General features: G+C 73.1%; 10 protein-coding genes. 4 read left to right on the forward strand and 6 right to left on the reverse strand.

Features of this window, described 5'->3' with window-relative positions:
* On the reverse strand, window positions 1-826 hold an 826-nt coding region (locus CBZ_RS18215), incomplete at its 3' end, for an ABC transporter ATP-binding protein (protein WP_130782884.1).
* Between the two features lie 153 nt (window positions 827-979).
* Between CBZ_RS18215 and CBZ_RS21145 the strand changes: the two genes are divergently transcribed.
* Window positions 980-1639 carry an AMIN-like domain-containing (lipo)protein gene (locus CBZ_RS21145; protein ID WP_165446847.1) on the forward strand — a complete coding sequence of 220 codons (660 nt, stop codon included), beginning with the start codon at window positions 980-982 and terminating at the stop codon, window positions 1637-1639.
* Between the two features lie 50 nt (window positions 1640-1689).
* On the opposite strand, the gene CBZ_RS18225 is transcribed toward CBZ_RS21145, so the two are convergent.
* From CBZ_RS18225 to CBZ_RS18245, 5 genes are read right to left on the reverse strand one after another with little or no spacing between them, the layout of a single operon-like run.
* Complete coding sequence (locus CBZ_RS18225; protein ID WP_130782885.1) at window positions 1690-3405, reverse strand: glycoside hydrolase family 13 protein; 1716 nt, start codon at window positions 3403-3405, stop codon at window positions 1690-1692.
* Window positions 3406-3457: 52 nt separating this feature from the next.
* Complete coding sequence (locus tag CBZ_RS18230) at window positions 3458-4294, reverse strand: carbohydrate ABC transporter permease (RefSeq protein ID WP_130782886.1); 837 nt, start codon at window positions 4292-4294, stop codon at window positions 3458-3460.
* Complete coding sequence (locus CBZ_RS18235; protein ID WP_130782887.1) at window positions 4291-5226, reverse strand: carbohydrate ABC transporter permease; 936 nt, start codon at window positions 5224-5226, stop codon at window positions 4291-4293. Before CBZ_RS18235 ends, CBZ_RS18230 begins: the two co-directional genes overlap by 4 nt.
* The gene (locus CBZ_RS18240; RefSeq protein ID WP_130782888.1) at window positions 5223-6482 is read right to left on the reverse strand and encodes an ABC transporter substrate-binding protein; all 1260 of its coding nucleotides are present in this window, start codon (window positions 6480-6482) and stop codon (window positions 5223-5225) included. The genes CBZ_RS18235 and CBZ_RS18240 overlap by 4 nt, the downstream gene beginning before the upstream one ends.
* Window positions 6479-8707, reverse strand: coding sequence for an alpha-galactosidase (locus CBZ_RS18245; protein WP_130782889.1), 2229 nt, complete (start codon window positions 8705-8707; stop codon window positions 6479-6481). Before CBZ_RS18245 ends, CBZ_RS18240 begins: the two co-directional genes overlap by 4 nt.
* 140 nt (window positions 8708-8847) lie before the next feature.
* Between CBZ_RS18245 and CBZ_RS18250 the strand changes: the two genes are divergently transcribed.
* From CBZ_RS18250 to CBZ_RS18260, 3 genes are all read left to right on the forward strand, one after another.
* Entirely contained in the window at window positions 8848-10005 is a 1158-nt protein-coding gene (locus CBZ_RS18250) for an ROK family transcriptional regulator (RefSeq protein ID WP_130782890.1), read from the forward strand.
* Between the two features lie 67 nt (window positions 10006-10072).
* The gene (locus CBZ_RS18255) at window positions 10073-10516 is read left to right on the forward strand and encodes a hypothetical protein (protein ID WP_130782891.1); all 444 of its coding nucleotides are present in this window, start codon (window positions 10073-10075) and stop codon (window positions 10514-10516) included.
* Window positions 10513-10839: a transcriptional regulator gene (locus CBZ_RS18260; RefSeq protein ID WP_130782892.1), complete on the forward strand. Its 327-nt coding sequence runs from the start codon at window positions 10513-10515 to the stop codon at window positions 10837-10839. Before CBZ_RS18255 ends, CBZ_RS18260 begins: the two co-directional genes overlap by 4 nt.
* Window positions 10840-10895 lie beyond the last annotated feature (56 nt).

The following is a 10895-nucleotide window of genomic DNA, read 5'->3' on the forward strand; positions in this document are numbered from 1 at the left end:
CGGGTGGGCCGTGCCCGTCCCGGCGCACGGCCCACCCGCGCGCGGCCAGCAGCGCCGTGGCCCGCTCGGGCTCCGCGACGCCGACGCGGACCGCGGCACCGCCGTCGCCCGCGAGCAGGGCCGCGACGGTCCCCTCGGCGACCAGGCGTCCGCGGGCGACGACCGACACGGTGTCGGCGACCTGCTCGACCTCCGCGAGGATGTGGCTCGACACGAGGACCGTGCGCCCCTCGTCGGCGAGCGACCGCATCGTCGCGCGGACGTCGCGGATGCCCGCGGGGTCCAGGCCGTTCGTCGGCTCGTCGAAGATCAGCAGGTCGGGGTCCTTGAGCAAGGTGGCCGCGATCGCGAGGCGCTGCTTCATGCCGAGGGAGTAGCGGCGGAACTGGTCGGCGCCGCGGTCGCGCAGCCCGACGCGCTCGAGCACCTCCTCGACGCGGGTGTGCGGCACGCCGACGGCGGTGGCGAGCAGGCGCAGGTTCCGGCGGCCCGAGAAGCCCGGGACCAGCTTGGGGTTCTCGACGATCGCGCCGACCCGCCCCACGACGTCCGGCAGCCGCTGCGGCACGGGCGTGCCGAACAGGTGCACGGTGCCCGCGTCGGGACGTGCGAGGCCGAGGAGCATGCGGATCGTCGTCGTCTTCCCCGAGCCGTTCGGCCCGAGGAACGCGTGCACGCCGCCCGCGGGGACCGTGAGGTCGAGCCGGTCGACGGCCACGGTCTCGCGCAGCGTGAACGTCCGGTACGTCTTGCGCAGGCCGCGGACGTGCACCGCGGGCTCGCCGGCTGCCTCGATGGTCGACCTCCCGTGCTCCTTCCCGACCATCGGCACCTCGGCGGCCGCGGGGACCGGTGACCGGCGCGGTTCACCCGACCGGCCGAGCGGGGCCGCCGACGACACACGCCGCTGGCTGGCGGGATCCCCGACCGGGCCGCCTAGCCTGGCAGGACGCGCCACGCCGAGGGAGGACCGGGGTCGATGACGAGGACAGGGACGCGCGCGTCGCTCACGTCGCTGGCGCTGGCTGCTGCGCTGCTCGCGGCATGCGGGCAGGGCGCGGCGGGCGGGCAGGGCTCGTCGGACGGGCAGGGCGGCGACGCGACGCCGGGGACGTCCGCGTCGTCACCGGCCGCCTCGCCGGCCCCGGAGCCCGCGGCCTCGACCCCGACGACCGCCGCCCCCGACGACGAGGACCCGCTCGGGGACTTCTCGCCCCCGGCGACGGAGCTCACCGCCGAGCCCTCGGGCGAGCGTGTGACGGTCGTCGACGTGCGGGTCGGGACGCACGACGGGTACGACCGGGTCGTCTACGAGGTGGCCGGCGGCGGCATCCCGGGCTGGCGGGTGACCTACGTCGACCAGGCGGTGCAGGACGGCAGCGGGGAGCCGGTCGAGGTGGCCGGTGACGCGGTGCTGGACGTCTGGCTGACCGGGACGGGGTACCCGCAGGACACCGGCCAGGAGGAGTTCGCGCAGGACGCCGGGCCGCGCCAGGGCACGGTCGTCGAGGTCACGCGACCCCTGACGTTCGAGGGCATGACGCAGTCGGTCGTCGGGGTCGACGGCGCGCACCGGCCGTTCCGGGTGTTCGTCCTGCAGGACCCGGTGCGCGTGGTCGTCGACGTCCAGCAGGGCTGACCGCTGTCACCCGCACCGGAGCCCCGCGTCGCGCGTCGCCGGGCCTCGGGTCAGCGTCGCGTGCGCAGCACCAGCGCCTCCCACGGGCGCAGGACGACCGTGCCGTCGGCCGGCGCGGACGCGTCCGGGTAGTTGCCGAGCACGAGGGCCGACCCCGCCGCGTCGTCGACCTCGACCCGCTGCTCGTCCCCCGAGAAGCTCCCGAGCACCAGCAGCGTGTCGTCGCCGAGCGTGCGCGTGAACGCGTAGACGTGCTCGTGGTCGGGCAGCAGCATCGTGAAGTCGCCGAGCGCGACGACGGGCTCGTCGTGCCGCAGCGCGACCAGGCGCCGGTAGTGGTGGAAGACCGACGTCTCGTCGGCCCGCTGCTGCGCGGCGTTGATCTGCGTGTGGTTCGGGTTCACGGGGAGCCACGGCGTACCCGTGGTGAAGCCCGCGTGCGGCGAGGCGTCCCACTGCATCGGGGTGCGCGCGTTGTCGCGGCCCATCGCGGCGAGCCCGGCGAGCAGGTCCTCGTCGGTGGAGTGCCCCGCCACGCGCGCGTCGGCGACGTGCCGCAGCGACTCGATGTCGCGGTAGTCGTCGAACGACGTGAACCCCGCGTTCGTCATCCCGAGCTCCTCGCCCTGGTAGACGTACGGCGTCCCGCGGTGCAGGTGCAGGACGGTCGCGAGCATCGTCGCGGACTCGCGGCGGTAGCGGCCGTCGTCGCCGAACCGCGACACGACGCGCGGCTGGTCGTGGTTGTTCCAGTAGAGGCTGTTCCAGCCGACGTCGGCGAGCTCGGCCTGCCAGCGCCCGAACGACGCCTTGAGGTCGGTGAGCCGCAGCGGCCGGACGTCGAACTTGCCGCCGGGCCCGTGGTCGAGGCCGACGTGCTCGAACTGGAACACCATGTCGACCTCGGCGCGCGCCGGGTCGGTGAACAGGCGGGCGTGCTCGACGGTGACGCCGGGCATCTCCCCGACGGTCAGCAGCCGGTCGGACCGGCCGGCGAAGACCTCACGGTGCATCTCCGCGAGGAACTCGTGGATGCGCGGGCCGTTCGTGTACGCCGCGCTGCCGTCGCCCCACAGGCCGTCGTGCACGGGTCCGTCGGGCAGCGCGGGGTCCTTCGACACGACGTTGATGACGTCCATCCGGAAGCCGTCGACCCCGCGGTCGAGCCACCAGCGCATCATGTCGTAGACGGCCTCGCGGACCTCGGGGTTCTCCCAGTTGAGGTCCGGCTGCTTGCGGCTGAACAGGTGCAGGTAGTACTCGCCGGTCGCCTCGTCGAGCTCCCACGACGGGCCCGAGAAGAAGGACCGCCAGTTCGTCGGCTCGGCGCCGGGCGCGCCGGCGGCCATGCCATGCCGCGGCGGCCGCCACCAGTACCAGTCGCGCTTCGGGTTGTCTGCCGACGACCGCGACTCGACGAACCACGGGTGCTCGTCGGACGTGTGGTTGACGACGAGGTCCATGACGAGGCGCATGCCGCGCCCGTGCAGCGCCGCGAGCAGGGCGTCGAGGTCGGCGAGCGTCCCGAACGTCGGGTCGACGTCCCGGTAGTCGCTGATGTCGTACCCGTTGTCGTCCTGCGGGGACGGGTAGATCGGGGACAGCCACACGACGTCGACGCCGAGCTCGGCCAGGTGGTCGACGTGGTCGAGGACGCCCCGCAGGTCCCCCACGCCGTCGCCGTCGGAGTCGGCGAACGAGCGGGGGTACACCTGGTAGACGACGGCGCTGGTCCACCAGGGGGCGTCCTCGACGGTCCACGTCATGCGGTCTCGGTCCTCTCTCCGGGGTGCTGGGTGGGTCAGGCCAGGATGGCCGTCACTTGATCGCGCCGCGCGTCACGCCGGAGATCACCCAGCGCTGCGCCAGGACGTAGACCAGCAGCAGCGGCACCATCGCGAGCAGGTACGACGCGAACGCGACCGTGAAGTTGGTGCTGAACTGGCTCTGGAACACGTACTGCTGCAGCGGCAGCGTCGCGGCCCGCGGGTCGGACAGGATGATCAGCGGGAGCATGAAGTCGTTCCACGCCCACACGCACGTGATGATCCCGACCGTGGCGTTCATGGGCCGCAGCAGCGGGAAGATGACCTTCCAGAACACGGTCCACGTGTTGGCGCCGTCGACGATCGCCGCCTCCTCGAGCTCGCGCGGGATCGAGTGGATGTACGCGACGAACACGAAGACGTTGAACGACAGGCCGAACACCACGTACAGCAGGACCAGCCCGACCTGGTTGTCGAGGTTGAGCTGCGCCGTGAGCTTCGCGACGGTGAGCATGAGGATCGGGAACGGCACGAACAGCGCCGCGATGAAGTAGTAGAAGAGCCCCTTGAACAGCTTCTTGTGCATGTTCCGGGCGATCGCGTAGGCGACCATCGAGTTGGTCAGCAGCGTCAGGGTGACCGCACCGACCGTGATGAGCGCGCTGTTGAGCGCGGAGCGCGGGAAGTCCGTGAGCCGCCACGCCTCGCCGAAGTTGCCGAACGTCACCGGGCTCGGCAGGTCGAACCCCGCGCCCGTGAGCTGGTCCGGCGTCTTGAGCGCCGTCACGACCACCAGGTACAGCGGCACGAGGATGCTCAGCGACAGGAAGATCATGAGACCGGTGAGCCACCAGTTGGTGCGGCCCGGGGTCTGCGTCTCGGCGCTCATGCTGACGTGTCCTCTCGCTGGAGCACGCGGAACTGGACGAGGGCGAACACGATGATGACGATCATGAAGACGACCGCGTTCGCGAGCTGGTAGCCGAACTCGCCGCCCTGGAAGCCGCCCTTGTAGATGAGCAGCCCGACGGACTCCGTCGCGGTGCCCGGCCCGCCGCCCGTCATGGCGACGATGTGGTCGAACACCTGCAGGAACCCCTTGAGCGCGAGCACCATGTTGATGACGAAGAAGCCCCAGATCATCGGGAACGTGATGCTGCGGAACTGGCGCCACGCGCCCGCGCCGTCGAGCGACGCCGCCTCGTAGAGCTCGTGCGGCACGGTCTGCAGGCCGGCCAGGTAGAGCACGATGTTGAACGCCGCCGCCTGCCACACCGCGAGGACGACGATCGCGATCCACGCGAGGCTCTCGTCGGACAGGATCGACGTGGAGAACCGCTCGTTGCCGAGGGCCTGCGCCATCGCGGGGATCGAGATGGAGAACAGGTACTGGAAGACGTACCCGACGACGAGCACCGCGAGCACGTACGGGATGAAGTACACGGCGCGCAGCGTCGTGCGGAACTTGATCCGGCTGTTGAGCGCGACGGCCACGGCCAGCGCGATGACGTTGACCAGGACGGTCGCGACGATCGCGAACTGGAACGTGAACAGATACGCGTGGATGACGCGCGGGTCGGTGAACAGCGCCTGGTAGTTGGCGAACCCGACGAACTCGTACGGCCCGTAGCCGGGCGAGTCGGTGAAGCTGTAGAACACGCCCTGCAGGACGGGGACGGTGTGCAGCAGGAAGAACAGCACGAACGCCGGCAGGACCATCCAGTAGAACGCGCGGGGTGTGCGGGACGCGATGCCGCGCTTGCGGATCGGCGTCGTCGGCGGGGTGCCCCGCGCGACCGTGGCCTGCGTCGTGGCGGTCACTGCTCCACCTTCCCGAGACCCCAGGTGCGGCGCGCCGCGACCTTGTCCCAGCTCTCGTCGAGCTTCGTCAGCATGGCGTCGGCGTCCCCTTCGAACAGGTACTCCTGCAGGAGCTGGGCGAGCGGGATCGCCGGGATGAACTGGTGGTCGGTGAAGCCCACGAGCCGGCCCTCGTCGATGTACTCCTGGACGCCCGCGAGCGCGGGGTCGGTGTTCGCGGCGCCCTCGATCGCGGGGATCGCGACCTGCGCCTCGGAGTACGCCTGCACGACGTCGGGCTGCAGCAGGAACTCGATGAACCGCTGCGACTCCTCGGGGTGCGCGCCGCCCGCGCCGGCGGTGACGAGCACGTCGACGCCCGAGACCAGGGTCGTCTTCGCGGGGTCGTTCGTGGCCGGCAGCGCGAACGACCCGACGGTGAAGTCCGGCTCGAACGTGCGGATCTGCGGGACGGCGTAGCTGCCGAGCAGCAGCATCGCGGACTTGCCCTCGGCGAACGCCCGGGTGCCCTCCTGGTAGCCCGACGCCCCGGGGTCCGGCTGGGTGTACTGGAACAGCTCGCCCAGCTCGTCGATCGCGGTCCGCCAGCCCTCGGCGAACGTGGTGCGCTCCGCGAACCGGTCCTCGAAGAAGCCCTCGGGGGCGGTCTGCGCGGTGAGCGGTGCGAGGGGCGCCTGCGGCGTCCACGCCTCGCCGAGCATCCCGTAGAACGGCGTGACCCCGGCGGCCTCGAACGTCTGCGCGGCGGCGATGAGCTCGTCCCACGTCGTCGGGACCTCGACGCCGACCTCGGCGAAGAGCTCCTCGTTGTAGAGGACGCCGCTCGCGTTGGCCGCGAAGGGGATTCCGTTGACGGCGCCCGGCTCGGACTCCCCCAGCGCCTGGACGATGTCGACGTACCCCGGGTTGATCGTGTCGAGCACCGGGTCGTCGGCGAAGTCCTCGAAGATGCCGGCCGACGCGAACTCGCCGAACGTGCCGTTGCCGTTGAGCGTGAGCACGTCGGGCACGTCGTCCTTCACGAGCCGCGTGCGCAGCGCCGTCTCCGGGTCGGGCACGTTCTGCACCACGACGCGGATGTCGGGGTTCTCCTGCTCGAACTGCGTGGCCAGACCCTCGAAGTACTCCACGGCCTCCGACTTGAACTGGAAGAACGTGATCGTCGTGCGGCTGTCGTCGCTCCCGCACGCCGCGAGCGGCAGGACGAGTCCGGCGACCGCGAGGCCCACTGCGGGCCGTGCCCACCGTCGGTTCATGCTGTTCCTCCTGAGGTCGGCAGCGAGCCGTCGGCAGCGGCGGCCCTCTGCTCGGGTGCGGTCGGCGCGTCGGCGCGCCGGACCTGCACGAGGACGCTGCGCTCGGGGAAGAGCGCGGGGGCGCGGAGCCCGATCTGCTGCAGGGCGCGTCCTGACAGACGGACGCCTTCGTCCCACCAGGTCAGCGGACCGCGTCCGTGCCCTTCGATCGTGTCCCCGGGCGGGAGCGGGCGCACGTCGTAGCGCGCGTCCGGGTCGAGCCCGGGCAGCCGGATGCTGCCGGGCGGGCTCGTCACGCTCGTCGTCAGCTGGGTGACGACGAAGATCGCTGCGGATCGGTCCTGGGCGACGACGCCGTGGGCCCGCAGGGCGGGATCGGCGAGGTCGGCGTGCACGCGCGTGCCGGTGTGCAGCAGGTCGCGGTGCGCGCGGTGCGCGGCGATCCACGCGGCGAGCTCGGCGCGCTCGTCGTCGGACGCCTGCGTGACGTCCCACTCGACGCCGAAGTGGCCGAGGAACGCCGTCGCGGCGCGGAACGACAGCTCGTGCCGGCGGCCCGTGGTGTGCGAGACGGGACCGCCGACGTGCTGGCCCATGAGCTCGGGCGGCAGCAGCAGGCCGGTCCAGCGCTGGATCTGCTCGCGCTCGACGGGGTCGATCGTGTCGCTCACCCAGACGCGGTCGGTGCGCTCGAGGATGCCCAGGTCGACGCGGGCGCCGCCCGACGCGCACGACTCGATCTCGACCCCGGGGTGCCGGGAGCGGAGCTCGTCGAGGAGCCGGTAGACGGCGAGCGTCTGCCCGTGCACGCCCGCGACGCCGAGGTGCCCGTGACCCGCGTCGGTGAGCTCGCGGTTGTGGTCCCACTTGAGGTACGCGATGTCGTGGTCGGTGAGCAGCGCGTCGAGCCGCCGCAGGATGTGCGCGAACGCCTCGGGCCGGCCGAGGTCGAGGACCTGCTGGTTGCGGGCGGGCACGGGCATCCGACCGGGGACGGCGAGCAGCCAGTCGGGGTGGGCGCGGGCGAGGTCGGAGTCGGGGTTGACCATCTCCGGCTCGACCCACAGCCCGAACTGCATGCCGAGGCCGGTGACCTTCGTGATCAGCGGCTCGAGGCCGTCGGGCCACACCGCGTCGGAGACCTCCCAGTCGCCGAGCCCGCGGGTGTCGTCGCGGCGCGAGCCGAACCAGCCGTCGTCGAGGACGAACCGCTCGACGCCGAGGTCGGCCGCGACGTCCGCGAGCGCGCTGAGCCGTCCGAGGTCGTGGTCGAAGTACACGGCCTCCCACGTGTTGAGCGTGACGGGCCGGGGTGTGCGCGGGTGCTGCGGGCGGGCGCGAACGTAGTCGTGGAAGCGCGACGCGAGCGCGTCGAGTCCCGTGCCGTGGCTGCCGTAGAGCCAGGGCGAGTCGTACTGCGCGCCCGGGTCGAGCACGACCTCCCCGGGGAGCAGCAGCTCGCCGCCCGCGAGGACCGCGTCGCCGCGCGGGGTGCGGTCGGCGACGAGCCGGTGGTTGCCGCTCCACCCGACGTGCACGCCCCACACGTCGCCGTGCCGGGAGCCGAAGCCCTGCTCACCCGCGACGAGGACCAGGCTCGCGTCGGCGCCGGGCCGGCCGGTGCGGCTCTCCCGCACGTGGCTGCCGACGACGAACGGCAGCCGCTGCGGGCTGCGCTCGCGCAGGTGCCGGCCGGTGGTGCCGAGCAGCTCGGTGGCGACGTCGGGGACGGGCAGCGCGGGGAGCACGCCGTGCAGGTCGAAGGGCGTCGAGCCGGTGTTGCGGACCGCGGCGCGCACGCGGACGACGCCGCTGGGGTGCAGCTCGACGGCGAGGTCGACGGCGAGCCCGGCGACGGGGTCGACGGAGCGGACGTCGAGGCGCAGGACGTCGTCGTCCCCGCGGTGCGGGCCGTCGGTGCCGGTGACCTGCAGGCGCGTCGAGAAGCCGCTGCCGTCGCGGTGGCCGGCGAGCCCGGGCTGGCCGGTCCAGCCGGCCGAGGCCTCGGGCAGGAGCGCGACGGGCACCGCGACGTCCAGGCCGCCGGACACGGGGATCGACCGGTGCGCGTCGACGACGGACGCGAGGGTCTCGTCGTCGAGCGGGCCGAGGTCGGGGCCCCAGTGGACGATCCGGGGCAGCGCGTCGCCGGACGCGTCGACCACGACGCTGGTGCCGCCGGAGCGGAGGTGGACGGGGGCCGTGAGGCGGGAAGGTGCGAACACAGGTTCATTCCACTGTGGAAGTAACTATCCCGTCAACTGTGGTCGCGATCCCACTTTTCGGGCTTGATTGTCGCCTCTTGCTTCTACGGCGGAAGGTAAGGTGCGTCCTGGACGGTCGGTCGAGCGCGAGGAGGACGGCCGTGGCGGCACGCGAGTGGTCCGAGGGCGGCACCGAGCTGCAGGTCGCGCTCGAGGTCCTGCTGCGCGGCCCCCTGTCCCGCGCCGAGCTCGCCCGCCGCCTCGACCTCTCACAACCCACGCTCACCCGCCTCACCAAGGACCTCGTCCGGCGCGGCCTGCTCGTCGAGTCGCCCGACCGGCCCGGACCCGCCGTCGGACGACCCAGCCGGCCCCTCGACGTCGACGCGTCGTCGCACCACTTCGTCGGCGTCAACCTGGCCGTCGGCAGCGCGCACGCGGTGCTCGTCGACCTGCGCGGCACGGTCCTCGCGACCCGCAGCGCCGACCTTCCCGGGTCGACGCCCGAGTCCGTCGTCGCCGCCGTCGGCGACCTCGCGGACGCGGTCGTCACGGCCGCACCTCCGGGGACCCTGCAAGCCGACTCGCTCACCGGGATCGGCGTCAGCCTGGGCGGCCACTCCCCCGACGGCACGACCGTGCACGTCGCGCCGTTCCTCGGCTGGCACGACGTCCCGCTCGGCAGGCTCGTCCGGGCCCGGACCGGCCTGCCCACGGTCGTCGAGAACGACGTCGCCGCCCTGACCTCCGCCGAGCACTGGTTCGGGGGCGGGCGCGACGTGGCGACGTTCGCGGTCGTGACCGTCGGCGCGGGCGTGGGCTACGGGCTCGTCGTGCACGACCGCCTGGTGCGGCACCGCGACATGGGCCTGGGCCTGGTCGGCCACTACCCGCTCGACCCCAACGGCCCCCTGTGCCCGGAGGGTCACCGCGGCTGCGCGGGCGCGATGCTCACGACCGAGGCGCTCGAGGCGGAGGCCGCCGTCGCGCTGCGCCGCCCGGTGACGTCGGACGCCCTGCTCGACCTCGCGCGCGAGGGCGACCCGGCGGCGCGGCGCATCGTCGACGACGCGGGGCGGGCGCTCGGGCGGCTCGTCGCGGCGGTCGCGAACCTCACGATGCCCGAGCGGGTCCTCCTCACGGGCGAGGGTGTCGAGCTGGCCGTCGTCGCGGACGAGGCGGTGCGCGCGGCCGTCGCCGCCGACCGGCACCCGCAGGCCACCGAGGTCGACCTGGTCGTGCTGCCCGGCGACTTCGCGCAGTGGGCGCGCGGAGCGGCCGTCGTCGCGATCCAGGACTTCGTGCTGCGCAGCCGCTGACCCCGCTGCGTCGCCCCGGGTAGAACTGCCGCTTGCGCATCTACTTTCCATTGTGGAAACTACTCGCATGACGGAGAACGAGACGACCCCGGCCCCCACCCCCGACGAGGCACGCGCGCTCCTCGCCCGCTCCGCCGCCGCGGCCGGAACCCTGCGCGCGAGCGGTCAGAACCGGCACGCGCTCTGGCTCACCGGCCACGCCACCTCCACGTTCATGTTCTTCGTCGGGCTCTCCACCATCCCCGACGACACCGGCGCCCTCACGCTCGCCGGCGCGTACGGCGCCGTCCTCCTCGCGCTCTCGCTCGCCTGGCTCCGCGGCGCACCCGTCACCAAGCAGGGCATGGGCCTGCGCTGGGTCGCCGCCGTGACCACGTGGGGCGTCGTCTACGCGATCGCGCTGGTCGTCGGGCTCACCTGGCTGCGCGAGTCCGTCCTGTGGTGGCTCGCCGCGGCCGTCCTGGCGACGTTCCCCCTCGCGCGCGGCGCCTGGCGGGAGGCGCACGCGTGACACCCCCGCTGCCCGGCCCCGACGCCGTCGGCGAACCCGCGCGCGCCCGCCTCGACGAGGTCATCCACTCCCCCGTCCGGCTGTCCGTCGTCGCCGCGCTCGCCGCGACCGAGGAGGCCGAGTTCGGCGCCGTCCGCGACGCCGTCGAGATCAGCGACTCCGCCCTGTCGAAGGCCGTGACCGTCCTCGAGCAGGCCGGGTACGTCACCGTGCGCAAGGGCTACGTCGGCAAGCGCCCCCGCACGTGGCTGACGCTGTCGGCGCAGGGTCGCGCGGCCCTGCGCGACCACCTGGCCGCGCTGCGCGCCATCGCGGGCGACTGAACCGCAGGGCTGGTCCCGCCAGGCGGGCCGGCGTGGAAGGTGTGTCGCGGTCTGCG

This window comes from Cellulomonas biazotea (genome assembly GCF_004306155.1).
Taxonomy (GTDB): domain Bacteria; phylum Actinomycetota; class Actinomycetes; order Actinomycetales; family Cellulomonadaceae; genus Cellulomonas; species Cellulomonas biazotea.